The organism is Halarchaeum acidiphilum MH1-52-1 (genome assembly GCF_000474235.1).
Taxonomy (GTDB): Archaea; Halobacteriota; Halobacteria; order Halobacteriales; family Halobacteriaceae; genus Halarchaeum; species Halarchaeum acidiphilum.
In genome coordinates this window covers 37807-61686 of the sequence record NZ_BATA01000004.1, presented here as the reverse complement: position 1 = coordinate 61686, position 23880 = coordinate 37807, and the positions used below count along the sequence as shown (strand labels likewise).

21 protein-coding genes, 1 tRNA gene, 4 pseudogenes and 1 riboswitch are annotated in these 23880 nt (G+C 70.3%); of the genes and pseudogenes, 17 read left to right on the top strand and 9 right to left on the bottom strand.

Annotated features, from left to right (window positions below):
- Positions 1 to 8: 8 nt before the first annotated feature.
- The 4 genes from AOZ13_RS01595 to gatE all read left to right on the top strand — a co-directional run bounded on the left by AOZ13_RS01595 (position 9) and on the right by gatE (position 5491).
- Positions 9 to 1424, top strand: coding sequence for a class II fumarate hydratase (locus AOZ13_RS01595; protein WP_020221547.1), 1416 nt, complete (start codon positions 9 to 11; stop codon positions 1422 to 1424).
- Positions 1425 to 1624: 200 nt separating this feature from the next.
- The gene (locus AOZ13_RS01590; RefSeq protein WP_049933688.1) at positions 1625 to 2098 is read left to right on the top strand and encodes a PH domain-containing protein; all 474 of its coding nucleotides are present in this window, start codon (positions 1625 to 1627) and stop codon (positions 2096 to 2098) included.
- Positions 2095 to 3570, top strand: a complete 1476-nt coding sequence (locus AOZ13_RS01585; protein WP_021779620.1) for a PH domain-containing protein — start codon at positions 2095 to 2097, stop codon at positions 3568 to 3570. The genes AOZ13_RS01590 and AOZ13_RS01585 overlap by 4 nt, the downstream gene beginning before the upstream one ends.
- Positions 3571 to 3616: 46 nt before the next feature.
- Positions 3617 to 5491 (top strand): Glu-tRNA(Gln) amidotransferase subunit GatE, encoded by a 1875-nt coding sequence (gatE, locus tag AOZ13_RS01580; RefSeq protein WP_021779619.1) that lies wholly within the window; start codon positions 3617 to 3619, stop codon positions 5489 to 5491.
- Between the two features lie 33 nt (positions 5492 to 5524).
- On the opposite strand, the gene AOZ13_RS01575 is transcribed toward gatE, so the two are convergent.
- A complete protein-coding gene (locus AOZ13_RS01575) occupies positions 5525 to 6019 on the bottom strand; it encodes an Lrp/AsnC family transcriptional regulator (RefSeq protein WP_021779618.1) in 495 nt (164 codons plus the stop codon).
- A 212-nt stretch (positions 6020 to 6231) separates the two neighbouring features.
- Between AOZ13_RS01575 and AOZ13_RS01570 the strand changes: the two genes are divergently transcribed.
- Positions 6232 to 7233 (top strand): DMT family transporter, encoded by a 1002-nt coding sequence (locus AOZ13_RS01570; protein WP_020222324.1) that lies wholly within the window; start codon positions 6232 to 6234, stop codon positions 7231 to 7233.
- A gap of 4 nt (positions 7234 to 7237) precedes the next feature.
- Here the strand turns inward: AOZ13_RS01570 and AOZ13_RS01565 are convergent, their stop codons facing one another.
- Positions 7238 to 7720, bottom strand: coding sequence for a GNAT family N-acetyltransferase (locus tag AOZ13_RS01565; RefSeq protein ID WP_020222325.1), 483 nt, complete (start codon positions 7718 to 7720; stop codon positions 7238 to 7240).
- Positions 7717 to 8480, bottom strand: a pseudogene (locus AOZ13_RS01560) (RNA methyltransferase). The gene AOZ13_RS01565 and the pseudogene AOZ13_RS01560 overlap by 4 nt, the downstream one beginning before the upstream one ends.
- Positions 8481 to 8590: 110 nt before the next feature.
- Between AOZ13_RS01560 and AOZ13_RS01555 the strand changes: the two are divergent.
- The 5 genes and pseudogenes from AOZ13_RS01555 to AOZ13_RS01535 all read left to right on the top strand — a co-directional run bounded on the left by AOZ13_RS01555 (position 8591) and on the right by AOZ13_RS01535 (position 14710).
- Positions 8591 to 9714: pseudogene (locus AOZ13_RS01555) on the top strand (dihydropteroate synthase).
- A gap of 142 nt (positions 9715 to 9856) precedes the next feature.
- Entirely contained in the window at positions 9857 to 10528 is a 672-nt protein-coding gene (locus tag AOZ13_RS01550) for a 6-hydroxymethylpterin diphosphokinase MptE-like protein (RefSeq protein ID WP_049933677.1), read from the top strand.
- 66 nt (positions 10529 to 10594) lie between these two features.
- Positions 10595 to 11385 (top strand): annotated as a pseudogene (locus AOZ13_RS15560) (SDR family NAD(P)-dependent oxidoreductase).
- 60 nt (positions 11386 to 11445) lie between these two features.
- The gene (locus AOZ13_RS01540; RefSeq protein ID WP_021779614.1) at positions 11446 to 12885 is read left to right on the top strand and encodes a cryptochrome/photolyase family protein; all 1440 of its coding nucleotides are present in this window, start codon (positions 11446 to 11448) and stop codon (positions 12883 to 12885) included.
- Between the two features lie 133 nt (positions 12886 to 13018).
- Positions 13019 to 14710, top strand: a complete 1692-nt coding sequence (locus tag AOZ13_RS01535; protein ID WP_021779613.1) for a sensor histidine kinase — start codon at positions 13019 to 13021, stop codon at positions 14708 to 14710.
- On the opposite strand, the gene AOZ13_RS01530 is transcribed toward AOZ13_RS01535, so the two are convergent.
- On the bottom strand, positions 14702 to 15472 hold the full coding sequence (locus AOZ13_RS01530) for an HAD-IIA family hydrolase (protein WP_020221005.1): 771 nt from the start codon (positions 15470 to 15472) through the stop codon (positions 14702 to 14704). The genes AOZ13_RS01535 and AOZ13_RS01530 overlap by 9 nt on opposite strands.
- A gap of 112 nt (positions 15473 to 15584) precedes the next feature.
- Between AOZ13_RS01530 and sod the strand changes: the two genes are divergently transcribed.
- The gene (gene sod, locus AOZ13_RS01525) at positions 15585 to 16187 is read left to right on the top strand and encodes a superoxide dismutase (protein ID WP_020221006.1); all 603 of its coding nucleotides are present in this window, start codon (positions 15585 to 15587) and stop codon (positions 16185 to 16187) included.
- Between the two features lie 572 nt (positions 16188 to 16759).
- A riboswitch (Fluoride riboswitch) is annotated at positions 16760 to 16826 on the bottom strand.
- Between the two features lie 204 nt (positions 16827 to 17030).
- Positions 17031 to 17309 carry a DUF5827 family protein gene (locus tag AOZ13_RS01515; RefSeq protein WP_020221008.1) on the top strand — a complete coding sequence of 93 codons (279 nt, stop codon included), beginning with the start codon at positions 17031 to 17033 and terminating at the stop codon, positions 17307 to 17309.
- An 81-nt stretch (positions 17310 to 17390) separates the two neighbouring features.
- Here the strand turns inward: AOZ13_RS01515 and AOZ13_RS01510 are convergent, their stop codons facing one another.
- On the bottom strand, positions 17391 to 17978 hold the full coding sequence (locus AOZ13_RS01510) for an MBL fold metallo-hydrolase (protein WP_020221009.1): 588 nt from the start codon (positions 17976 to 17978) through the stop codon (positions 17391 to 17393).
- A 49-nt stretch (positions 17979 to 18027) separates the two neighbouring features.
- Positions 18028 to 18366: a cupin domain-containing protein gene (locus AOZ13_RS01505; RefSeq protein ID WP_020221010.1), complete on the bottom strand. Its 339-nt coding sequence runs from the start codon at positions 18364 to 18366 to the stop codon at positions 18028 to 18030.
- A 151-nt stretch (positions 18367 to 18517) separates the two neighbouring features.
- Between AOZ13_RS01505 and thyX the strand changes: the two genes are divergently transcribed.
- The 4 genes from thyX to AOZ13_RS01490 all read left to right on the top strand — a co-directional run bounded on the left by thyX (position 18518) and on the right by AOZ13_RS01490 (position 20120).
- Positions 18518 to 19261, top strand: coding sequence for an FAD-dependent thymidylate synthase (thyX, locus tag AOZ13_RS01500; protein WP_020221012.1), 744 nt, complete (start codon positions 18518 to 18520; stop codon positions 19259 to 19261).
- Positions 19262 to 19357: 96 nt separating this feature from the next.
- The gene (locus AOZ13_RS15840) at positions 19358 to 19477 is read left to right on the top strand and encodes a type II toxin-antitoxin system HicB family antitoxin (RefSeq protein ID WP_020221013.1); all 120 of its coding nucleotides are present in this window, start codon (positions 19358 to 19360) and stop codon (positions 19475 to 19477) included.
- On the top strand, positions 19474 to 19725 hold the full coding sequence (locus tag AOZ13_RS01495; RefSeq protein WP_020221014.1) for a type II toxin-antitoxin system HicB family antitoxin: 252 nt from the start codon (positions 19474 to 19476) through the stop codon (positions 19723 to 19725). Before AOZ13_RS15840 ends, AOZ13_RS01495 begins: the two co-directional genes overlap by 4 nt.
- The gene (locus tag AOZ13_RS01490; protein WP_020221015.1) at positions 19722 to 20120 is read left to right on the top strand and encodes a type II toxin-antitoxin system VapC family toxin; all 399 of its coding nucleotides are present in this window, start codon (positions 19722 to 19724) and stop codon (positions 20118 to 20120) included. The genes AOZ13_RS01495 and AOZ13_RS01490 overlap by 4 nt, the downstream gene beginning before the upstream one ends.
- Positions 20121 to 20156: 36 nt before the next feature.
- On the opposite strand, the gene AOZ13_RS01485 is transcribed toward AOZ13_RS01490, so the two are convergent.
- The 3 genes and pseudogenes from AOZ13_RS01485 to AOZ13_RS01475 all read right to left on the bottom strand — a co-directional run bounded on the left by AOZ13_RS01485 (position 20157) and on the right by AOZ13_RS01475 (position 23503).
- Positions 20157 to 20348 (bottom strand): hypothetical protein, encoded by a 192-nt coding sequence (locus AOZ13_RS01485; RefSeq protein ID WP_020221016.1) that lies wholly within the window; start codon positions 20346 to 20348, stop codon positions 20157 to 20159.
- Positions 20344 to 22611: pseudogene (locus tag AOZ13_RS01480) on the bottom strand (heavy metal translocating P-type ATPase); the annotation flags it as partial. The gene AOZ13_RS01485 and the pseudogene AOZ13_RS01480, both read right to left, overlap by 5 nt.
- A 154-nt stretch (positions 22612 to 22765) precedes the next feature.
- Positions 22766 to 23503, bottom strand: coding sequence for a helix-turn-helix domain-containing protein (locus AOZ13_RS01475; RefSeq protein ID WP_020221017.1), 738 nt, complete (start codon positions 23501 to 23503; stop codon positions 22766 to 22768).
- Between the two features lie 213 nt (positions 23504 to 23716).
- Here AOZ13_RS01475 and AOZ13_RS01470 point away from each other — a divergent pair.
- A tRNA-Glu gene (locus AOZ13_RS01470) sits at positions 23717 to 23791 on the top strand.
- The last annotated feature ends 89 nt before the right edge of the window (positions 23792 to 23880 follow it).

Genomic DNA, 23880 nt, shown 5'->3' with positions numbered 1-23880 from the left:
CCCCGCATATGAGCGACGCAGACGACGACTATCGCATCGAATCTGATAGCCTCGGCGAGATGGAGGTCCCCGCGGACGCCTACTGGGGCGCGCAGACCCAGCGCGCCGTCGAGAACTTCCCGGTGAGCGGCCGCGGCTTCCAGCCCGCGTTCGTCCACGCGCTCGGCGTCGTGAAGAAGGCCGCCGCGCAGGCCAACCGCGATCTGGGTACCGTCCCCGAGGACAAAGCCGACGCCATCGTCGCGGCCGCGGACGAGGTCATCGCGGGCGAGCACGACGATCAGTTCCCCGTCGACGTCTTCCAGACGGGGTCGGGCACCTCGACGAACATGAACGCCAACGAGGTCATCGGCAACCGCGCGACCGAGATCTACGGCGGGGAGATCGGCACGCGCGAGATCCACCCGAACGACCACGTGAACTTCGGGCAGTCCTCGAACGACGTCATCCCGACCGCGATGCACGTCGCCGCGCTCGTCGCCGTCGAGAAGGACGTCGGTCCCGCCCTCGAAACGCTCGTCGAGGCCTTGGAGGAGAAGGAGGAGGCCTTCGACGGCGTCGTCAAGACCGGCCGCACGCACCTGCAGGACGCGACGCCGGTGCGCCTCGGACAGGAGTTCGGCGGCTATCGCGCCCAGATCGAGAAGGGCCTCGCGCGCGTGGAGAACGCGAAGGCCCACCTGCGCGAGCTCGCCCTCGGCGGCACCGCGGTCGGGACGGGACTCAACACCCACTCCGAGTTCCCCGAGCGCGCCGCCGAGTACATCAGCGAGGAGACGGACGTCCAGTTCCGCGAGGCGGACAACCACTTCGAGGCGCAGGCCGCCCACGACGCGATGAGCGAGGCCCACGGCGCGCTCCGCACCGTCGCGGGGAGCCTGAACAAGATCGCGAACGACCTCCGCCTGCTCGCCTCCGGCCCGCGCAACGGTCTCGGCGAGATCGAGCAGCCCGAGAACCAGCCCGGGAGTTCGATCATGCCCGGGAAGATCAACCCGGTCGTCGCGGAGTCGGTCAATCAGGTCCACAAGCAGGTCGTCGGTCACGACGCCACCATCTCCGCGGGGGCCGCGGAGGGCCAGATCGACCTCAACCTCTACAAGCCCGTGCTCGCCTTCGACTTCCTCGAATCCGCGACGCTCATCGCGAACGGGAGCGAGGCGTTCGCGGAGAAGTTCGTCGCGAAACTCGAGGCGAACGAGGAGTACTGCGAAGAGCAGGTCGAGCGCTCGATGGCGCTCGCGACGGCGCTCAACCCCGCCATCGGCTACGACAAGGCGAGCAAGGTCGCGAAGCAGGCCATCGCCGAGGACAAGACCGTCCGCGAGGTCGCCGTCGCCGAGGGGTACCTCACCGAGGACGAGGCCGACGAGGTGCTCGACCCGGAGACGATGACCCATCGCGGGATCCTCGGGGAGGAGTAGGTCGCGCGACGCGCGACCGGACGAACGGGGAGCGGTAGCGACCCGCGAGTGAGCAACGCGACGGCGGAGACGTCGCGAAGAAGCGAACGGGGGACGGAGTGACCCGTGAGCAACGCGACGGCGGACCGACGAACGCGGCGTCCCCGCGTTGGCCCGTTTCCGTCCGTACTTCTTTCCCGGTGGGCGCGGAGACGTATCGCATGGAAGACCTCCACCCGCGCGTCCGCCTGCTGTGGACGGCGGGCGCGTTCGTCGCGGCGGCCGTCCTCGGCGCGATCGCGGGCGCGCTCGCGTGGTTCGACCCGCTCTCGCTCTCCCTCCCGCCGCTCGCGGTCGCCGGCACCGTCTTCGGCGTCGCGTTCGTCGTCGGAGTCACCTACGCGGCCCTGCGCTACCGGCTGTGGCGCTTCGAGGTGCGCGAGGACACCCTCTACATCGAGCGCGGCGTCGTCACGCGCGTCCGCACGGTCGTCCCGTACGTCCGCGTCCAGCACGTCGACAACAGACGCGGGCCGCTCGCACGGCTCCTCGGCCTCGGGACGGTCGTCGTCTACACGGCGGGCTCGCGCGGCGCGGACGTCTCGGTGCCGGGTCTCGCGGCCGAGCGCGCCCTCGCCCTCCAAGACCGCCTGCGCGACCTCGCGATCGAGAGCGACCCGACGGACGCCGTATGAAGCTCCACCCGCTCTCCGTCCCGTACCGCGTCGGGAAGCGCGCGGTCTCGTTCGGGTGGGCGATCGTCGTCGGCCTCGCGGGCGCGTCCTCCGCGTTGCCGGGGCGCTGGCGGCTCGCCGCGGCCGCGCTCGTCGTCCTCGCGCTGCTCGCGCTCGTCGGCCACGAGGTCGCCGTCCACCGTCGCTTCGCGTACGCGCTCACGGCGAGCACCCTCGACATCTCCTCGGGCGTGCTCTCGCGACGCGAGCGCGAGATCCCGCTCGGGCGCGTCCAGAACGTCGACGTCTCGCGGAACGTCGTCCAGCGCGCCCTCGGCATCGCCACGGTGAACGTCGAGACGGCGGGCGGCGGGGAGACGGAGGTCGTCCTCGAGTGCGTGAGCGCCGCGGAGGCCGACCGGCTCCAGACGGAGATCCGACGGCTGAAGCGCGCCGCGGCCGGTGAGACGGACGCGAGCGAGGCGGCGACGGGCGACGGCTCACGGGCCGGGGCGGCCGCCGGGGCGCCCGAGACCGTCTTCGAACTCGACGACCGGCACCTCCTGCTCGCGAGCGCGCTCTCCTTCGACGTCCGGCTCGCCTCGATCGGCTTCGTCGCCCAGCCGTTCGTCTGGCCGTTCCTCGCGGACGAGTTCGGCGGCCTCGGCGGCGCCCTGCTCGCGGTGGCGATCGCCGTCGGCGCGCTCGCGGTCGTGCTCGCGCTCTGGGCGGCGTCGGCGTTCCGGACGTTCGTCCGCTACTACGGCTTCCGGCTGACGCGCGCGGGCGACGACCTCCGGTACGAGCGCGGCCTCTTCCAGCGCTACACGGGGACGATTCCGATCGAGAAGCTCCAGACGGTCGTGGTCCGCGAGACGGTCCTCCAGCGGCGCTTCGGCTACGCGTCGCTCGCGGTCGAGACGGCGGGCTACGCGCCCGGTTCCGGGCCGTCCGGGGGGTCTGAGGCCGCGGTCCCGCTCGCGACCCGACGGCAGGTGCTCGCGCTCGCGCGCGACCTCGAACCGGTCGGGGACCTCGACCTCGCTCCCGCACCGACGCGGGCGCGCCGGCGCTACCTCGGGCGGTACGCGATCCTCGCCGGGGCGGCCGTCGCGCTCGCCGCCGGCGTCCACTACCTCGTGACGCCCTACCCGTTCTGGTGGCTGTCGCTCGCCCTCGTCGCGGTCGTCCCGGTCGCCGCGCACTACCGGTGGCGGCACCTCGGGCGGGCGGTCGACGGCGAGCACGCGGTCGCGCGCCGGGGGTTCTGGACGCGCCGGACGCACGTCGTCCCGATCGACCGCGTGCAGACCGTCATCGAGCGCGAGACGCTCTTCCAGCGTCGCTGGGGACTCGCGTCGGTCGTGATCGATACGGCGGGGAGCGGGGGCGGGGACGCCGCCGTCGTCGACGTGGACGCCGCGGACGCCGCGGGGCTCGTCGCGACCGTGACGGCCGGACTCCGCGAGCACCTCGTCCGCCGGCGCGGGTGAGCGGGACTGAACGGTTTTTTACCCCTCGGTCGCACACTCACGGACAATGACCGACGGCGATTTCGACTACGAGGATTTGGGGCTGGTCGCTGGCCTCGAGATCCACCAGCAACTCGACACGGCGACGAAGCTCTTCTGCGCGTGTCCGACGACGCGACGCGAACCCGAGGCGCACGACCGGACGTTCACGCGCTACCTCCACCCGACGAAGAGCGAACTCGGCGAGATCGACGAGGCCGCCTTGGAGGAGTCGCAGGTCGAGCGCGAGTTCGAGTACCTCGCCTTCGACACGACGTGCCTCGTCGAGGAGGACGACGAGCCGCCCCATCGGATGGACGAGGAGGCGCTCGATGTCGCCTTGGAGGTCGCGGCCCTGATGGACATGACGCCGCTCGATCGGGCGCACGTGATGCGCAAGGTCGTCATCGACGGCTCGAACACGAGCGGGTTCCAGCGCTCGTCGCTCGTCGCGCAGGGCGGCGAGATCGAGACGAGCGAGGGGGCGGTCGGCATCGAGGACATGATGCTCGAAGAGGAGTCCGCGGCGCGCGTCGAGGAGAGCGAGGCGGGCGCGACGTTCGCGCTCGATCGCCTCGGGATCCCGCTGGTGGAGATCGGCACGGAACCCGACATCCGCAGTCCCGCGCAGGCCCGCGAGGCCGCCGAGCGTATCGGGATGTTGCTGCGCTCGACGGGGCAGGTCAAACGCGGTCTCGGGACGATCCGGCAGGACGTGAACGTCTCGATCGCGGAGGGCGCGCGCGTCGAGATGAAGGGCGTCCAGAGCCTCGACGACATCGACGACCTCGTCCACCTCGAAGTGCAGCGGCAGGTCCGCCTGCTCGACATCGCGGACACGCTCGCCGCGCGGGACGCGAGCGTGGGCGAGGTACAGGACGTCACGGACGTCTTCGCGGAGACGGAGTCGTCGGTCGTCCGCGGCGCGCTCGAAGCCGACGGTCTCGTCTTCGCGGTGCCGCTCTACGGCTTCGACGGTTTGGTGGGGAAAGAACTCCAGCCGGACCGCCGGCTCGGAACGGAGTTCTCGGATCACGCGAAGCGCCACGGCGCGGGCGGCATCTTCCACACGGACGAACTGCCCGCGTACGGCGTGACGGCGGACGAAGTCGACGCGATGCGCGCCGCCGTCGGCGCGGGCGAGGACGACGCGGTGGCGATGGTGGCCGCGGAGGCGGACGTCGCGCGCGGCGCCATCGAGGCCGCGGCCGACCGCGCGCGAACGGCGATGGAGGGCGTCCCCGAGGAGACGCGCGGCGCGAACGAGGACGGCACCACCGAGTACCTCCGCCCGCTCCCCGGCGCGGCCCGGATGTATCCCGAGACGGACGTCCCGCCGGTGGAGCCGGATCCCTCGGAAATCGAGGTGCCCGAACTCCTCACGGCGAAGGTCGAGCGCTACACGGCGGAGTACGACCTGAACGAGGACGTCGCCGAGCAGGTCGCCTACGGGCGACGGTGGCGGCTCTTCGAGGACGCCGTCGCTCGGGGCGTCGACCCGAACCTCGCGGCGCGTACGGTCGAGTCGACGGTGACGAGCCTGCGTCGCGACGGCGTACCCGTGACGAACCTCAGCGACGAGCACTTCCACGGCGTCTTCGACCTCGTCGCCGAAGACGAGATCACCCAAGAGGGCGTCCCCGAGTTGCTCGAAGCGCTCGCCGAGGAGCCGGACCGGACGGCCGCGGAGGCCGCCGAGGAGGCCGGCCTCGGCTCGGCGGACGAGGACGTCGTGCGCGACGCCGTCGTCGAGGTCGTCGAGCGCAACGCCGACCAGATCGAGGCGGAGGGGATGGGCGCGTTCTCCGGACTGATGGGCGAGGCGATGGGCGCGCTGCGCGGGAAGGCGGAGGGCGACCTCGTCAGCGAGGTGCTGCGCGAGGAGATTCAGAAGCGGAGCTGAATCGGCTTCGAATCGACGATCCGTTTTTGGAGACTACTCCGACTCGCTGTCGACGAGCGCGTCGATGAGCGTGTCGAGCGAGTAGGCTTGCAGGGGTCGGGGCGTGTCCTTCGTGCGCGAGGTGACGAACGTCGAGTTCGTGCGGTCGACCTCGTCGATGGCCTCGAAGTCGGTGATGAGGCGCTCGACGGCGTCGGAGTCGGGGAGGCGCGCGACGACCATGAAGTCGTACTCGCCCATCGTGAAGAAGACCTGCGTGACCCCCTCGATCTCTTCGAGTTCGGCGGCGACGCCGCGATAGCTCCCGCTGTACGAGGTGTACACTTCGATGACGACGGTGACGCCGAGACCGAGCGCGTCGAGGTCGAGGTCGTAGAGGTCGTTCTCGATGATCCCCGCCTCGCGGAGGCTGTTCAGCCGGTAGTGGATGGTGGAGACGGGGATGTCCGTCTCCTCGTGGAGTCGCTCGGGGCTTCCGGTGCCGAGGTCGGAGATGGCCTTCAGGAGGCGCACGTCCCGTTCGTCCATACGCCGGTAGTCGCGCGACCGCCGTAATACTCCACCGGAGCGGTACGCGCGCGACCGCCGCGGCCCGCGATCGCGCTCTGCCGTCGTCCGCCACGCCCCGTGTCACCTCGTCTCGCTCACGATCATGAATTAGGTTAGATGAAACTGCCACTCTCTGAGAGTTCGTTGTAGACAAATTTAACATCGCTCGCGCGCTACCCGTTCGTACTCAGATGTCTCTCGCCGATACCCTCCGCGGTCCCCGCGCCACCGCCGCGATGTTCGCGGCGCTCGCGGCGTTCTGGGGCACGTCGTTCGTCGCCATTCAGGCCGGGCTACACGACTTCCCGCCGCTGCTCTTCGCGGCCCTGCGGTACGCGCTCGCCGGCGGCGCCGTCCTCGCGTACGCCGTCTGCACGACCGAACGCTGGCTCCCGCGGACCCGCGGCGAGTGGCTGAGCGTCGCGGTCGGCGGCGTCTTCGTCATCGCCGTCTATCACGGACTCCTCTACCTCGGGGAGCGCCACGTCCCCGGCGCCGTCGCCGCCGTCGTCGTCTCCACCGCGCCCGTCCTCACGGCCGTCTTCGCGAGCCTCCTCCTCGCCGACGAGTCGATCGGTGTCGTCGAACTGGTCGGGTTCGCCCTCGGCATCCTCGGCGTCGTCGCCATCGCCGCGCCCGGCGGTGGCGCGCTCGCCGGCGTCGGTCTCCTCCCCGTCGCGCTCGTCTTCCTGAGCGCCGTCGCGTTCGCCCTCGGGGGAGTGCTCACTCGGCCCCTCCGCTCGTCGCTCCCCCTGCGCTCGATGCAGGCGTGGACGATGCTCATCGGCGCCGGTCTCCTCTTCGGCGGCGCCGGCCTCCGCGGCGAGTCGATGGCCGCGATCGACTGGACGCCGAGCGCGTTCCTCTCGCTCGCCTACCTCGCGGTGATCTCCGGCGTCCTCGCCTTCCTCATCTACTTCGAACTCCTCGATCGCGCCGGGCCGAGCACCGTCCACCTCGTCAGCTACTTCGAACCCGTCGTCGCCACCGTCATGAGCGTCGCCCTGCTCGGCGAGGGCGTCGGTTCCACAACGGCCGTCGGCTTCCTCGCCGTTCTCGCCGGCTTCGTCGTCGTGGAGCGCGACCGCGTCCGCGACGTCGCCGCTCGCCTCCGCGTTCGGCTCCATCCCGACGAACGCGAGCGCGCCGCGTATCCCAGTGAGAGCCGCGCGACCTCCGAGACGTCGGACTAGGCGCTCAGAGGTCGCGCGCGACCAGTTCGCCCCACGGCTCGAAGCCGCGGCGCTCGTAGAACGCGGCCGCGCGCCCGTTGTCGGGATCGACGTCGAGCACCACCCGATCGAGCGGGAGGTCCTGCCCGCGCGCGACGTCGAGCGCCGCGTCCATGAGGTCGTCCGCGACGCCCGTCCCCCGTCGCTCGTCCGCCACGTAGATCTCGTTGAGCACCGCGGCGTCCCAGACGTACGCGAGCGACTCCGGGAGGACGAAGACGTAGCCGGCCAGCCCGCCGTCCGCCTCCGCGACCTGCACGGTGCGGGGTTCCTCCTCGACGCAGCGCTCGACCCACGCGAGGTAGCGCTCGCGGTAGTCGGCGTCGAGCTTCCCGCGGTAGGCGTCCTCCTTCGCGTCGCCGCCCGTGCCGGTCGCGAGCGAGAGCTCGAAGTCGCGCTTGCGCGCCCAGAGCGCCTCGGCGTCCGCCCGCTCGTACGGCCGGATCACTCGTATCCCTCGTCCTCCACGGAGTCCTTTCGGCCGTCGCCCTCGATGTGCCAGCGCGCGCGCCGCAGGATCCCGTGGAGGGTGTTGACTTCGCGGCCCGTGGGGTGTGCGCGCCCGAGGATCCGCCGCAGCATCCGTCCCGTCTTCGCCCGCTTCTCCTCGGGGTAGTCGACGAGTTCGAGGAAGTCCGCGAAGTGGTCGTAGAAGGCTTCGATCTCCGCTTCTCCCGCGCGGTGGACGGCGACGTCCGGGAGTTGGGTCTCGGAGAGCGTGAGGTCGCGACACTCGTAGAGCGCGACGGTCGCGGCCTGCCCGAGATTCAACACGGGATAGTCGGCGCTCGCGGGGATCGAGCACACCTCGTCGAGGCGCTCGATCTCGCGGTTGTGGAGACCGACGCGCTCGCGCCCGAAGAGCAGACACGTCGGCGCCTCGACGTCGCGGAGGCGCTCGGCGAGTTCGTCCGGCGTGCGAAAGGGGAAGCGGACGTGCTTGGTCGCGTCCTCGTTCGTGATCGCGGTGAAGCCGACTGTGTGAAAGTTCTCGACGAGGAAATCGAGATCGACCTCCTCGGCGTTCGGGAGGACGTCCTCGCGGGCCTGCCCGGCGTAGCGTAGGCCTCGGACTCCCGTGAGAGATCCGGGGGATCGACGAGGTAGAGGTCCTCGAAGCCGAAGTTCTTCATCGCGCGGGCGATCGTGCCGACGTTCCCGGACGTCTCGGCGTCCACGACGGCGACGGCGGGCGGGCTGTCTCCCATCGCCACGGGGTAGCCGCCGAGCCAACAAAAGCGACGCGTCCCCCGATTTCCGCGCTCGAAGGTGGACGCGACCGCGGGTTCTATTGCGCTGGCCCGCCCCACCTCCGACCATGCACACCGTGGACGCCGCCGGTCTCCCCATCGGCGACGACCATCCCCCGCGGATCATGGGGGTGTTGAACGTCTCGAAGGAGTCGCCCTACGCGCCGAGCGTCTTCGACGACCCCGACGAGGCCGCCGCCTACGTCGAGACGGAACTCGTCGCGGAGGCGCGGACATCGTCGACGTCGGTCTCGAATCCGCGAACAAACGCCTCGACGTCCTCGACGAGACCGCGGAACTCGAACGCCTCGACACCGCGATCGAGACGATCGAGCGCGTCGACGCCGACGTCGTCTTCAGCATCGAGACCCGCTACGCCGCGGTGGCCGACGCCGCCCTCGACGCGGGCTTCGACATGGTGAACGACGTCTGTGGCTTCGCGGATCCCGAGATGCCCGACGTCTGCGCGGCGCACGACGCCGCCGTCGTGAAGATGGCGTCGCCGCCGGATCTCGAACGGCCGGGCGCCCTCACTGACGTCGACGACATCTACGACGCGCTCGCGCGGAACGGCTTCACCGAGAAGACCATCCTCGATCCCGCCTTCGGCGGCTGGTCCGAGGCGAAGACCCTCGCGGACGACCGCGAGACCTTCCGTCGCCTCCGCGAGTTCCGGGGCTACGGCCGCCCGCTCCTCGTCTCGATCAACCGGAAGAACTTCCTGCGCGACATCGCCGGGCGCTCGACGGAGGCGGCGCTGCCCGTCTCGCTCGCGGCGACGTCGATGGCCGTCGAGCGCGGCGCGCACGTGATCCGGACGCACGACGTCGCCGAGACCCGTGACGCCGCGCTCGTCGGGCAGGCGTTCGCCCGCGAGCGCCACCGCGACCGCGCCGTCGAGGAACTCGACGTCACGACCGTCCGCGAGGCCGAGCGCCACATCGCACGCCTCGGCGGTGACGCCGCGGCCGCGTCGGACGCCGTCGCGCGCGCCTTCGAAGTCCACGCGCCGTCGGACATGCGACAGACGCTCGTCGAGGCCGCGTCGGACGCCGGCGTGGTCTGCACGGGCGGCGACGAGCTCTTCGTCGCCGGCACCGTCTCGGACCTCCAAACCTTCGCGGACCGGATCACGAGCGCCTCGAAGGCGCTCGCGGGGATCGCCGGCGAGATCAGAACCAGCGTCGAATAACGAGAAAGCTTATGCCGGACGCCCCGCAACCCCGGACTGGAGGCCGAGGCCCCGCGCTGGTAGGAGTACACTGCGATTGCGGGGACTCGGCTCGAACCACCGCGATCCGAATTTCTGACGCCGTCGCGCCGGTGAGTCGATAGTGCAGTTTCACGAGTGGGAACCCGCCTACGAGGCGATCCTCCGCGATTTCGGCTACGACCGCGCCGGCGACGAGGCCGCGCGCGAGGAACTCGCCGCGCTCGTGAGCGGCTTCGACGTCTCGCGCCTCGACGTGACGGGTGAGACGGTCGCCGTCGTCGGCGCCGCGCCCGACCTCGCCGACGACCTCGCCGACGTCGCCGCCGCCGATCGCGCCTTCGTCGCCTCGACCGCCGCCGACGTCTGCCGCGAGCACGGCATCGATATCGACGTCCACGTCACCGATCTCGATAAGAACCCGGGGACGAGCCGCGCGCTCACCGAGGCTGGGACGCCGGTCGCCGCGCACGCACACGGCGACAACCGAGACCTCGCGGCCGCGTGGGTGCCCGAGTTCGACGACGATTACGTCCTCGGGACGACGCAGGCCCGGCCCGTCGACGGCGTCCGAAACTTCGGCGGGTTCACGGACGGCGACCGGGCCGCGTTCCTCGCCGACGCGATGGGCGCCGAGTCGCTCGTCTTCGCCGGCTGGGACTTCGCGGCCGCGTCGAACGCCGCGAAACGCCGCAAGCTCCGGTGGGCCGCGCGCCTCCTCTCGTGGCTGGAAGCGCGCCGCGACGAGACCTATCCGATCCTCGATGGGTATCGGGATCTCGACTGGCTCCCGTAGCCCCCGGAATCCGCGACCCTCTCCGCGGCCTCGCCCCTTAACCGCGCGACGGCACTCCGATCGAGTGTGACAGAGACCACGGACGCGGTGCGTTCGCGCAGCAGTCTCGACGGGAAAACGGCGGTCGTCACCGGCGCCTCCGCCGGCATCGGCCGCGCCATCACCGAAGTGTTCCTCGCGGACGGCGCGGACGTCGTCGTCTGCTCGCGGACCCTCGCGGATGTCGAGGCCGTCGCCGACGAGTTCGCCGACCTCCCCGGTGACGTCGAAGCGGTGGAGGCGGACGTCACCGACCGCGACGACGTCGCGGCGCTCGCCGAAGCCACCGAGGAAGCGTTCGGTACCGTCGACGTTCTCGTGAACAACGCGGGCGGCGGCGCCGGTCTCATGCCCCTCGACGAGGTGACGCCCGAGACGTGGGCACACGTCATCGACGTCAATCTCACGGGCGTCTACAACGTCACGCACGCCTTCGCGGACGCCTGCAGGGCGGGGCGCCGAGCGCCGTCGTGAACGTCGCGAGCATGGCCGGCGAGTACGGCGTCGAGGGCATGGGACCGTACAGCGCCGCGAAGGGCGGCGTCATCTCGCTCACGCGGACGCTCGCGCGCGACTGGGCCGACGCGGACGTCCGCGTCAACGCCGTCTCGCCGGGCTTCATCGCCACGGAAAAGCTCCGCGAGAACTTCGGCTACGAGGCGGAGATCGAGCGCGGGAACGCGGACCGCCAGTGGGGGACGCCCGCGGAGGTCGCGGACCTCGTGCGCTTCCTCGCGAGCGACGCGGCGTCCTTCGTCGACGGCCAGTCCGTCCGCATCACCGGGACGCCGAACACCTACGAGACGCCGGACCTCTGAGTCGGCGGATCGACGACGACGGGCAGTACCGTTATCCTCGGGCCGCCCGACCCCCCGGCCATGCAACTGTTCTGGCACCGGCGCGACCTCCGCCTCCACGACAACGTCGGTCTCGCGGCCGCCGCCGAGGCCGCCGACGCGGGCGAGGTCCTCCCGGTGTTCGTTTTCGACGACGCCGTCCTCACACACGGGAGCGATCGGCGCGTCGCGTTCCTGTTGGACGCGCTCGCCGGGCTCCGCGCCGCGTACCGCGAGCGCGGCGGCGACCTCCTCGTCCACCGCGGCGATCCCTCGGGCGTCCTCCCCGACGTCGCGTTCGACTACGACGTCGATGCCGTCCACTGGAACGCGGACTACTCGGGGCTGGCGCAGGACCGGGACGAGGTCGTCGCGGACGCGCTCTCGATGGCGGACGTCGAGGTGCACCGACACCACGACGCGGTGATCCACGAACCGGGCGCCATCCGGACGAACGCGGGCGACCCCTATCAGGTCTACACGTACTTCTGGAAGAAGTGGCGCGATAGGGAGAAGCCCGATCCGCTCGATCCGCCGGCAAGCGGACCGCTCGCGGACGTCGCGGGCGACGACCTCCCCGCCCTCGCCGATCTGGGCTTCGAGGTGCCCGACATCGACCTCCCGGAGGCGGGTCACGACGCCGCGGCGGCGCGCCTTGATGACTTCTGCGCGGCCGACATCTACCGCTACGTGGAGGCCCGCGAGTACCCGGCGATGGACGCGACGGCGCGGATCTCGCAGGACCTCTCGTTCGGGACGCTCGGGCCGCGCGAGGCGTACGCGCGGACGACCGAGGCGATGGCAGGAGTGGAAAACGAGGACGAGGGCGAGGACGAGGACGAGGACGAGGACGAGCGCGAGAGCGTCGAGGAGTTCCGGCGTCAGCTCGCGTGGCGCGAGTTCTACGCGCAGGTGCTCTACTTCAACCCCGCGGTCGTGACGGAGAACTACGACGACTACGAGAACCCGATCGCGTGGCGGAACGACGGGGCGGAGATCGCGGCGTGGAAGGCGGGCGAGACGGGCTATCCGATCGTCGATGCGGGAATGCGCCAACTGGACGAGGAGGGCTACGTCCACAACCGCGTGCGGATGATCGTCGCGTCGTTCCTGACGAAGGACCTCTTCTGCGATTGGCGCGTCGGCTATCGGCACTTCCGCGAGCGTCTCGTCGATCACGACACCGCGAACGACACCGGCGGCTGGCAGTGGGCGGCCTCGACGGGGACGGACGCCCAGCCGTACTTCCGGATCTTCAATCCGGCGTCGCAGGCGGAACAGTACGATCCCGACGCGGCGTACGTCCGCGAGTACGTCCCGGCACTCGACGACGTCCCGGTGGGAAAGATCCACGACTGGCCCGATCTCGACGCCGACGAGCGCGACGACCTCGCACCCGACTATCCCGATCCGATCGTCGATCACGGCGAGCGTCGCGAGGCCGCCATCGACGCCTTCGAGGCCGCGCGCAGCGAGGAGTGAGCACAGGGGAACGGGTGTTTCTTTCGGCCGATATCCAGCTATGTTTTTTGGGTCTCCACCCCGAATGAACTGACATGTCCAGCCAGCCCGAGCGTCCGATCGCGGCGGGGACCGGTCACGTCGGCGGGCGGCGATGACGCCGCTCGTCTCCCGCGGCCTGCTCGCCCTCGCGTTCGGCGGACCCCTCGCGGCCGCGAGTCTCGACGCCGCGGTGGCGCGCTACGCGTGGCGGCGGCGTTCGACGGCCGGGGCGCTCTCGCTCTGCGCGCTCGCCGCCGCGACCGGTTGGTGGGCGCTCTCCTACGTCGTCGAGCTGTTCGCCTCCGAGCCGGCGATCGAGTCGGTGTTCGCCCGCGCCGAGTGGGTCGGGATCCTGTTCGGTCCCGTCGCGTGGCTCTGCTTCGCGCTCGCGTACACCGGTCGGGATCGCCACCTGACGCCGCGGACCGTCGCCGCGCTCGCAGCGCTCCCGATCGTCCTCCTCGTCGCCGTGTGGACGAACGACGCCCACCACCTCGTCTGGACGCGCGCGACGCAGGTGCCGGTCTACGACGGATACGACCTCGTCGCCCACGTCTCGGGCGTCGGCTGCTGGCTCGCCCTCGGCTACGGCGCCGCCATCGTCATCGTCGGCGCGGCCGTCCTCGTCGGCACGACGCTGTCGCTCCCCGGTCCGTACCTGCCGCAGGCGGGCGTGCTCGCCGTCGGCGTCTTCCTCCCGGGCGTCGCCGGTGGGCTGATCGCGCTCCCCGGCTATCGCCCCCTGCTCGCGGCCGTCATCCCCATCGCCCTCGCCGGCGTCGGACTCGCCTGCGCGTTCTCGATCAAGTGGTTCGATCTCCTCGACGCGCGCCCGCTCCCGAGCACCGCCGCCCGCGCGTGCGTCCTCGAACACGCCGACGAGGCGGTCCTCGTCCTCGACGAGCGCGACCACGTCGTCGACGCGAACGCCGGGGCCCGCGACCTCTTCGACGGGACAGAGACGGGACTCCACGACGCCCACGTGGACGCCCTCCTGCCGGCGGACGCGCTCGACGGGGGCACGTTCGTCCACGCCGTTGAGGGCACCGCGCGCTTCTTCGACGTCTCGGAGACGTCGGTCGACGACGCGCACGGCCGGCCGATGGGCGCCGCGATCGTCCTCCACGACGTCACGGAGCGTCGCCACCGGATCCAGCGCCTCGAGGTCCTCAATCGCGTCCTCCGACACGACCTCCGCAACGAAGTGAACGTCATCGCCGGCTACGCGTCGTTGCTCGCCGCGAACGACGACCGATCCGACCTCGCGCGGTACGCGAGCGCCATCGAGCGCAGCGCGGACGCGCTCGCCGACACCGCGGAGAAGGCCCGGACGATCGAACGCCTCGCCGAGAGCGAGGGCGACCACCCGACCGATCTCCGAACCGCCGTCACAGACGCGGCCGCGGCCGTCCAGCGCGCGTATCCGCACGCCGTCGTCACCGTCGCCATTGACGCGCTCCCCGAGGACGTCGACGTCCCGTGGCAGATCGGGCCCGCCGTCGAGAACCTCGTCGAGAACGCCGCCGAACACAACCCCGAACCCACCCCGACGGTCCGGGTTTCGGTCTCGCTGGACGGCGACGCGGACGAGGCCGTCGTCACCGTTCGCGACGACGGCCCGGGGCTTCCCCCGATCGAGCGCCGGACGCTCGAAGCCGACCACGAGACCGCGCTCGTCCACGCCGGGGGTCTCGGACTCTGGATCGCCCGCTGGGGGGCGCGCGCCGCCGGCGGCGACGTCGCCTTTCACGACCGCGCGGACGGCACCGAGGTCGTCGTGCGCGTTCCCGTCGCCTCAGAGTAGCGACGCGATCTCGCCGAGGTCGTCGATGACGTACGTCGGTTCGACGTCCGAGGCGGCGACGTCGTCGCGCGTCGAGACCCCGGAGCAGACGAGCGCGGTGTCCATCCCCGCGCGTTCGCCCATCAGGATGTCCGTTTCGAGGTTGTCGCCGATCATCAGGCAGTCGTGGACGGGGACGTCGTGCCGCGCGGCGGCGAGTTCGGCCATCCGGGTCTCGGGCTTCCCGAGGACAACTGGGTCCTGCTCCACCATCCCGCTGACGGCGCTCACGAACGCGTTCGCGCCCGGTATCGGCCCGTCCTCCGAGGGGGTCGTGCGATCGCGGTTCGTCGCGACGAACACCGTTCCCGGCCCGAACGCCCGGAGTGCGGCGGTGAGGCGCGCGAAGCTCACGCGATCGTCGTAGCCGACGACGACGACGTCAGCCGGTCCCTCCGCGGAGACGTCGAGTCCGGCGTCCTCGATCTCGGCTTCGACGGTGTCCCGCCCCATCACGTGGACGGACGCGTCCGGGCGGTGCTCGGCGAGGTAGGCGGCCGTCGCCCACGCCGCGGTCACGACCGGTTCGTCCTCGTACGCGACGCCGATCGCGTCGAGTCGACTCGTGACCGCGTCGCGGCGAACGCCCGTGTTGTTCGTGAGGAAGACGATCGGAACGGCGGCGTCGCGGAGCGTCCGCAGCCCCGCGCTCGCGCCCGGGACGGCGCTCCGCCCGCGCCAGACGGTTCCATCGAGATCGACGAACGCGGCGGCGTACGACACGTCGTGGAAGTTCGCGAGCCGCCCTCCTAAACCCCTGTATGTGGCGTGCTAACCGCCCCCTCCTCAACCTTTAACAGCGTTCCCGACGCACCACCACACGGAGGAGACACACATGACTGATTACGAACTACCGCCGCTACCGTACGACTACGACGCACTGGAGCCTTCGATCAGCGAACAGGTGCTGAACTGGCATCACGACACGCACCATCAGGGGTACGTGAACGGCTGGAACGCGGCCGAGGAGACGCTCGAGGAGGCCCGCGAGGAGGGCGACTTCTCGGGGTCGCCGGGCGCGATCCGGAACGTGACGCACAACGGCTCCGGGCACGTGCTCCACACGCTGTTCTGGGAGTCCATGGGTCCCAACGGCGGCGACGAGCCGTCCGGTGCGCTCGCGGCGCGCATTCAGGAGGACTTCGGCTCCTACGAGGCGTGGAAGGGCGAGTTCGAGGCCGCCGCGTCCGCCGCGGGCGGCTGGGCGCTGCTCGTCTACGACACGCACAGCAATCAGCTGCGCAACCTCGTCGTCGACAAGCACGATCAGGGCGCGCTCTGGGGCGCACAGCCCGTCCTCGCCCTCGACGTCTGGGAGCACTCCTACTACTACGACTACGGTCCCGCTCGCGGCGACTTCATCGACGCGTTCTTCGACGTCGTCGACTGGGAGACGCCCGCCGACCGCTACGAGGAAGCCGTCGCGCGATTCGAGTAACGCGGCCCGAAGGGACGACCGAACACGCGAACGGCGGACGCCGTGAGCAGTCCGACTCCGCGAGTCGGACGAGCACACGAGCGCTGACAGACGCGAGCGAACCGCGTCGTAGCGACCCACCACGTTTCTTTCGCGCGCCACTCCGAGAGCCGCGGCGTTGGGAAGCCGCGAAACGAAGGGATACGCGACGTTGCCTCGTATCGGTCGCGAGATAGCGGTCCAGTCGATCACCGCTCGGTCGTCGGTCGCGTCGGCGTGGATCGCGATGACGGGAATGTCCGAGTGGTGGATGACGTCGCTGTCGATGATGACTGAAAGAATGATCCACGCAACCGCGGGACCACGCGATACCCTGTAATCGAACGAGTCGGCGGTCTACGCGGACGGAAATCCGTCGGTGACAGATGCGTCGGTGTCGGGAATCAGCGGCGCTGGAGTCTCGCCTCTGAACTGTCGGTGAGTGGCGTACTCGACAGTTGGCAGTGGACTATGGCAACTCGCGAAAAATTCGGGAGTAGGACTCCCTCGTCGGTCGCGCGAATCGAGACGGAATGACTCCTGTGGCATTGTGATTCTCCACAGGAGTCATCAGCCGGCGTCCCCGGCAGTTAAAGGGCGGACTCCATCGCCGCTACCGTGTCCATTGCTCTCACGCATCTTAACTCTGGCGCCGAACGGTCTCGACGCGGTGCCGACGAGTACGACGTGCGTCCGGACGAAGAGGGTCGTCGTTCGCGTGTTCCACCGCCATCGTCGGCGTTCCTCTCCCCCGCCACGTCTGAGGCGTGACCCCGTGCTCGGGAGGCGGGGCGCTTTTGCCGGCCGCGGCCGTCACCACGGCGTATGCCACGCCCGAAGAACGAGTTCGAGTCGCTCTACCCCTGCGACTTCTACGCGCCCGCGGAACTGCTCGACGACGACGAGATGTACACCGTCTACGAGATCGCGCGCCTCCTGCAGGACCTCGATCCCGACGCGGCGCTCGAACCCGGGACGGAGGACGTGCTGCTCGACTGGGCGATCCCGTGGGTGCTCTATCACGGCGACGAACTCGTCGTCGCGGAGCCGCCGAGCGACGACGAACCCGGCTACTACGGGCTGAAGACGGGTGACGACGCGTGAAGACGGGTGATGACGCGTGAAGACGGGTGACGACGCTGAAGACGGGTGACGACGCTGAAGGGGTGACGACGTCCGCCGCTCTCAGCGCGCGAAGCGGGCGGCGCGAAGCGACGCCTCGACGCCGTCGATCGGGCCGTCGATCGCCGGGCCGTGGCCCGCGTAGCAGACGTCGATGGCGGTCCCGCGGTCGTCGAGGAACGCGGTCAGACGTTCGATGCTCTCCACGAGCTTGCGAGAGTCGCCCTCTTCCAAATCCGTGCGGCCGAACGAGCCGCCGGCGAAGACGAGGTCGCCGACGAACCCGACGCCCGCCGCGCGCGAGAGGAATACGAGGTGGTCCTCCTTGTGTCCGGGCGTGTGCAGCGCCTCGTAGTCGTGCTCGCCGAGCGTCACCGTCCCGCCGTCGGCGATGCCGTGATCGACGTGCTCGCGGCCCGGATCGAAGCCCCACGTCTCGACGCCGAACGCCTCGCGGAGCGCGGGGACGTTCTCCACGTGGTCGTCGTGCGTGTGCGTGAGGACGACGCCGTCGAGGTCGTCGACGTGCTCGCGGACGGCGCTCACGACGTCGTAGTTCGCGCCCGCGTCGACGAGGACGGTCCGCTCGCCGGTGACGAGGTAGGCGTTCGACGTGAACGCGGCGACGCCCTCCGAGAGGTTCGCGATCATACTCGATCGTCGGCGCGCGAGCGCCAAAAGCGCGCGGTCGCCCGGCCGATCAGACCGGCGCGCTGACGAGGACGAGCTTCGAGAAGGTGTCCCGGTTCCGGATGATTCGCTCCTCGTCGGGACTGATGCGGATCGCCTCCTCGGCGTCGAGGGAGACGGTGCGGTCGCCGAAGTCGACGTCGACGCCGCCCTCGACGACGTAGTAGACCTCTTCGAGGTCGTCGTCGACGTGATCGTGGCTCATCGTCTCCTCGCCGGCCTCGAGGGCGAGGACGCTGAAGCCGAGGGACTCCGTCTCGAGGACGTCGCGCATCATCCAGAGTTCGCCCTCGACGTTGTCCGGCAGTACCGATTCCGCGTCCGCAGGAGTCGCTTTGGTGTACGTCACATGCAGTCGTGTGCTCGCCACTCACTTCAGCGTGTTCGCCGGACGGCGGACGCCGTGATCGATCGCGGCACGCGAGAGGGTGCACCCGTCCGTCGCCACGTCCCGCGTGACGAATCGCTTTTCACCCCCGGCACCCTCGGGACAGCCACGCATGAAGGTCGCGCTCTTGGAAGCGACGCCGGACCCCGAGGAGGTGATCTGCCGCGCCGCACGCAACGACTACATGAGCGAGTACGGCGCCGAGCAGTCCTTCGCGGACGTCATGGCCGATATCGACGGCGAGACGCTCGAAGACCGGAAGCGAACGCTCATCTCGCACCTGCTCGATCACGGCCACTTCGGGCCGTTCGAGCACGCGCAAGCGACGTTCCACGTGGAGGGGATGAGTCGGGCCTGCATGGCGCAGCTCACCCGCCACCGCCACGTCTCCTTCGACGTCCAGTCGATGCGGTACGTCGCCTTCGACGACGTCGATCCCGCGGCCGTCGGTGACGGCGAACTCGTCGTCACGCCGCCCTCCGCGAGCGACCCCGACTGGATCGGGCGCAACCAACAGGGCGGCGCCGTCGACGAGGAGACGATCGAGAAGCGCGAGGACGTCTTCGGGAACGCGGTCGAGCGCGCCGTCGCGGACTACCAAGAACTCCTCGACCTCGGGATGCCGCCCGAGGACGCCCGCTTCGTCCTCCCCATCGGAACGAAGGTGAACGTCGTCATGAGCCTCAACGCCCGGATGCTCATGCACGTCGCGGACATGCGCGCCGCCGCGGACAGCCAGTGGGAGATCCGCGGCATGACGGAGGACGTCCTCGACCTCGCGGCCGAGTGGTGCCCGATCACCTTCGAGCACTACGAGGCGCGCATGAAGAACCGGAAGAATCGGCTCGCGCCCTAACCACTCCCGCGACTGAAGTCGCGGGAGCAGTCACGTTGGTTGGGCCGGGGATCGGTCGATCGCGGCGAGCACGCTCGGTCAGCGTCGCCCCACTCCGTGTCACCCGACGCGCTCGAACTCCACGCGGGCGGTGGTGAGCCGATCAGGGACGACGACCTCGAAGAATCCGACCTCAACCCCGATGACGTCGTGGAGAGCCAGAGGAACCCGCTATGAGCGTACGCCGGGAGATCCGACTGATCGAGGAGGAGTCGGGTCGGTGGGCCGCGACCGACGAGGAGCGCGGGATCACCGCTCGTGGCGAATCCGCGGAGGACGCCCTCGAAGAACTGGAGAACGCGGTCTCGGGAGCCGACGAAGAGATCGAAGAGCGAGGATCGCTCGGCGATCGGCTCCGCGGCATGGCCGACGATCTCGACGTCGATCCGGTCGAGGACGTGCGTGAGACTCGCGAGCGCGCATGAGGCCCTTTCTCGATACGAACGTCTTCATCGCCACCGTCGCCGACGACCCCGAACACGGCCCGGCCGCTGTCGAACTCCTCGATCGGGACGACGAACTCCTGACCTCGGTGCTGAACGTGATGGCACTCCGGACCGTGCTGACGAAGAAACATCGTCTCGACCGGGCGCGCGCCGACGAGATCGAGACGGAAATCCGAAGCGACGTGGAGGTCGTGATCCCCGACGCGGAGGGCGTGATGAACGCGAACGACCTCCAGCAGCGGACGCTCCTGTATCCGATGGACTGCCTGATTCTTGCCTGTGCGGAGGGATGCGACGCCACGCTGGCGTCGTTCGACTCCGAACTCATCGGGAACGGTGCGACGAACCCGTCCGCGCTACTCGACGGCGAGTGACGCGGTCTGCCCCGCTGTCCGCGCCGTCTCCGAGCCTTACTCCTCGAAGGGGCGCGTCACCCGCCGGAACCCGAGGTAGCAGAAGGCGACGATCACGACCGATCCGCCGACGCCGAGGACGTTCCCGGCGAGACCGGGCGACCCGGCCACCATCAGGACGGCGTAGCAGGCGAAGAGGGCGGCGAAGGCGGCGACGAACGCGACGAGGAGCCGGACGCTCTCACCCATCGTCTCGCGCGCCCCCGTCCGCCCCGACGACGCCCTCTGGCGTCACGCGCGACAGCCGCATCGCGTTCCCGGTCACGCCGAGACTCATGCCCATGTCGCCGACGACGACGGCGAGCGCCACGCTCACCAGCCCGAGCGGGACGCCGAGCGCGAGCGCGACCTTCACGACGAGGCTCGCCCCGACGTTCTGCCTGATCACCGCGTTCGCCTCGGTCGCGAGCGCGCGGAGGTACGGGAGCTTCCCGAGGTCGTCGCCCATCAGCGCGACGTCCGCCGTCTCCAGCGCGGTGTCGGTCCCAGCGGCGCCCATCGCGATCCCGACGTCGGCGGCCGCCAGCGCGGGCGCGTCGTTGACGCCGTCGCCGACCATCGCCACCCCGCCGCCACGCCGGAGCGACTCGACGGCGTCGACCTTCTCCTCGGGGAGGAGTTCCGCCCGGTACTCGTCGACGCGACGCGCTCGGCGATCGCGCGCGCCGTCCCCTCGTTGTCGCCGGTGAGCATCACGACGCGCGTCACGCCGAAATCGTGCAGGCGCGCGATCGCCCGCTCGGCCCCCGAACGGACCTCGTCCGCGACGGCGACAGCGCCGAGCACCGTCGCGTCGGTACCGACGAGGATCACCGTCTTCCCCTCGCCCTCGAGGCGCTCGATCGTATCCGTTATCTCGGTCGACAGCGCGGCCGAACCGACCCCCTCTGTACCGCCGTCACTCTGCGAGTGCGTCGCCCCCGCCTCGTCGTCCGACAGTCCGAAGAGGGATGGACTCCCCACGCGGTAGGTGTCGCCGTCCACGACCGCGCGGACGCCCCGGCCGGTGACGCTCTCGAAGGCCTCGACGGCCGGGAGATCGTCGACTCCCGCGTCCCCCGCGTGGGAGACGATCGCCGCCGCGATCGGATGTTCGCTCCGCCGCTCGATCGCGCTCGCGTACCGCAGCACGGCGTCCGAGGACGCCGCACCGAACGGGACGACGTCCGTGACCGCGAGTTCGCCCCTCGTGAGCGTGCCCGTCTTGTCGACGGCGAGTGCGTTCACCTCGCCCATCGACTCGAGGTGGGTGCCGCCCTTGACGAGGACGCCGTGTTTCGCGGCGCTCGTGACCCCGGAGACCACGGCGACCGGCGTCGAGATGACGAACGCGCACGGGCAGGCGACGACCAGCAGGGTCAGCCCGCGGACGAACCACGTCCGCCACCCCCCGCCGAACGTGTGCGCGACGCCGGCGACCGCGACCGTCGCGCTTCCGTCAACGAGGAGCGGCGGCAGCGCCGCGGTCAGGACCGCGAGGACGACGACCGCGGGCGTGTAATAGCTCGCGAACCGGTCGACGAAGCGCTCCCGCTCGGTCTTCGCCTCCTCCGCGCCCCGCACGAGTTCGACGACCCGCGAGAGCGTCGATTCCGACGCCGGGGCCGTGACTTCGATTTCGACGTAGCCGCCCTCGACGATCGACCCGGCGTACACCGCGTCACCGACCGCCTTCTCGACCGGGACGCTCTCGCCCGTGATCGGCGATTCGTCGACGGCACTCTCCCCCTCGACGATCGTGCCGTCGAGCGGGATCCGCTCGCCCGGCCGGATGACGACCGTCTCGCCGACCGCGACTTCGTCCGCGGGGACCGTCACCTCCGCGCCGTCGCGGCGGACCGTGGCCTCCTCCGGGGAGAGCGCCACCAGCTCGCGCAGGGAGTCGCGCGCCCGGTCCATCGCGTAGTCCTCGAGCAGCTCGGCGACGCCGAAGAGGACGGCCAGCGTCGCGGCCTCGACGAAGTAGCCGATGCCCGTCGCGGCGAGGATGGCGACGCTCATCAGGAGATCGATGTCGAGAGAGCGGTTCCGCGCCGAGTAGTAGCCGCCGCGGACGACCGGGGCGCCGCCCGCCGCGACTGCACCGAGGAACAGGACGTCCGCGACGCGTATCGGCCGACCGAGCACGCTCGCCACCGCGACGTTCGGGTCGGTGAGAGCGAACTCGAAGAGCAGACCGAGCGCGACGAACACGGCGCCGATCCACGTCTTCTTCGCTCGCGAACTCCGCCACACCGTAGCGGGCGGCGCCATCGTTGGCTCGTCGCCGCGCTCCGCGTCGTCGCTCCCGTCCACGACCTCGTAGCCCGCACCCTCGATCGCCCGCCGGATCTCCCGCTCCGTGGCGCGTGCCGAATCGTAGGTGACCGCGACCGTTCCGTCCGTCACCCGGGGGCGCACGTCGGTAACGCCGTCGACGCGCCCGACGCTCGTCTCGATCGTTTCCGCGCAGGAGGGGCAGTCCATCTCGGGCACGACGAGGCGGGCCGTCGCCGTCTGCCCGCCTCCCGCGTCCGATCGCCCCGCCGTGTCCGCCTGTTCGCTCATACCCCGAGGGAGGTATCTCGATTCGATAAGGCTTGATTGGAATATTCCAATCGCGCGCGTCAGAGCGACGACGGCTCCGCGACCCGCCCGCCCGCGACGTACCGCTTCGCCAGTCGCTCCTCCGCCCGACGCAACCGGTAGGTGAGCGTCGAGCGCGGCACGTCGAGGCGCGCGGCGAGGTCGCCGACGTCGACCTCGCGGGGCGACTCGTAGTACCCGTGCTCCACCGCGGCGCGGAGCGCGGCCTCCTGCTCGGGCGACGGGCCGTTCTCCTCGTTTCGTTCCTCCGCCCCCGTCGCGTCCGCGGTGCGCAGCACGTCGAGGCGGACGCGGTCGCCGAGCGCCGCCTCGAGGTCGTCGAAGAAGCCGGCCACGTCTCCCTCGCCGTCGTGAACGAGCCGCCACGTGTGCCGGCGCCCCTCGTGGCGCGTCTCGAACAACACGCCTCCGCCGAGACGCGCGCGGGCGACGTGCGGCACGGACGCGCACGCGTCCGTGCGCTCCCACGTCGAGTAGAGGACGAGCGCGTCGTCCGTCCGGTCGAGGACGCGCGTCGTCTGCGTCGCCCCGCAATCCTCGGTCGCGAGACAGTCCGCGTAGTACTCCCCGGTGAGGAAGGCGTCCGCGACGTCGTCGAGCGCGGCCGGTGCGCCGGTGGCGTGGTCGACCCGCCAGAGGCGATCCGCGGTCGCGTGCAGCGAGAGCGAGCGGACTCGGGCCGCCGGGTGTGCGGCGAGCGCGTCCGCCACCTCGTTGCACCCCCGTTCGTACTCCAGAGCGAACACGAGTTCGCGCATACCCCGCGTACGAGGCGCGCGACCATAACGCGTCGGTCGTCCGTGGCGTCGCCGCACTGTCCGACGACCATCAGACCGACGGCGCGTCGGCCCCCGGTGGTCCCCGATCGTTGCGTGATGGCGTCTCCCAATACGGGATCGGTTCAACGAGTTTTTATACATCCAACCCTTCTGAATGAATGGAGACGCACGCGAGGTGCGTTGGACCACCGTGCTCTGGTGGTGTAGTCCGGCCAATCATCTTGCCCTCTCACGGCAAGGACCAGGGTTCGAATCCCTGCCGGAGCACTCCTTTCCTTCCGCCGTCTTGCGGTTTTGGTCTGTGAACAATGTGTGTGATCACCATTGCTCCAGGGCAACAAAGTCAGAAGGACTCG

Excerpts from the sequence above, each read along its gene's own strand:
- AOZ13_RS01570 (WP_020222324.1), top strand. The coding sequence starts at position 6,232 with ATGTCTCTCGCCGATACCCTCCGCGGTCCCCGCGCCACCGCCGCGATG.
- AOZ13_RS01510 (WP_020221009.1), bottom strand. The coding sequence starts at position 17,978 with ATGATCGCGAACCTCTCGGAGGGCGTCGCCGCGTTCACGTCGAACGCC.
- AOZ13_RS01585 (WP_021779620.1), top strand. The coding sequence starts at position 2,095 with ATGAAGCTCCACCCGCTCTCCGTCCCGTACCGCGTCGGGAAGCGCGCG.
- AOZ13_RS01540 (WP_021779614.1), top strand. The coding sequence starts at position 11,446 with ATGCAACTGTTCTGGCACCGGCGCGACCTCCGCCTCCACGACAACGTC.
- AOZ13_RS01515 (WP_020221008.1), top strand. The coding sequence starts at position 17,031 with ATGCCACGCCCGAAGAACGAGTTCGAGTCGCTCTACCCCTGCGACTTC.
- AOZ13_RS01475 (WP_020221017.1), bottom strand. The coding sequence starts at position 23,503 with ATGCGCGAACTCGTGTTCGCTCTGGAGTACGAACGGGGGTGCAACGAG.
- AOZ13_RS01490 (WP_020221015.1), top strand. The coding sequence starts at position 19,722 with ATGAGGCCCTTTCTCGATACGAACGTCTTCATCGCCACCGTCGCCGAC.
- AOZ13_RS01485 (WP_020221016.1), bottom strand. The coding sequence starts at position 20,348 with ATGGGTGAGAGCGTCCGGCTCCTCGTCGCGTTCGTCGCCGCCTTCGCC.
- AOZ13_RS01535 (WP_021779613.1), top strand. The coding sequence starts at position 13,019 with ATGACGCCGCTCGTCTCCCGCGGCCTGCTCGCCCTCGCGTTCGGCGGA.
- sod (WP_020221006.1), top strand. The coding sequence starts at position 15,585 with ATGACTGATTACGAACTACCGCCGCTACCGTACGACTACGACGCACTG.
- AOZ13_RS01575 (WP_021779618.1), bottom strand. The coding sequence starts at position 6,019 with ATGGACGAACGGGACGTGCGCCTCCTGAAGGCCATCTCCGACCTCGGC.
- thyX (WP_020221012.1), top strand. The coding sequence starts at position 18,518 with ATGAAGGTCGCGCTCTTGGAAGCGACGCCGGACCCCGAGGAGGTGATC.
- AOZ13_RS01590 (WP_049933688.1), top strand. The coding sequence starts at position 1,625 with ATGGAAGACCTCCACCCGCGCGTCCGCCTGCTGTGGACGGCGGGCGCG.
- AOZ13_RS01595 (WP_020221547.1), top strand. The coding sequence starts at position 9 with ATGAGCGACGCAGACGACGACTATCGCATCGAATCTGATAGCCTCGGC.
- gatE (WP_021779619.1), top strand. The coding sequence starts at position 3,617 with ATGACCGACGGCGATTTCGACTACGAGGATTTGGGGCTGGTCGCTGGC.
- AOZ13_RS01495 (WP_020221014.1), top strand. The coding sequence starts at position 19,474 with ATGAGCGTACGCCGGGAGATCCGACTGATCGAGGAGGAGTCGGGTCGG.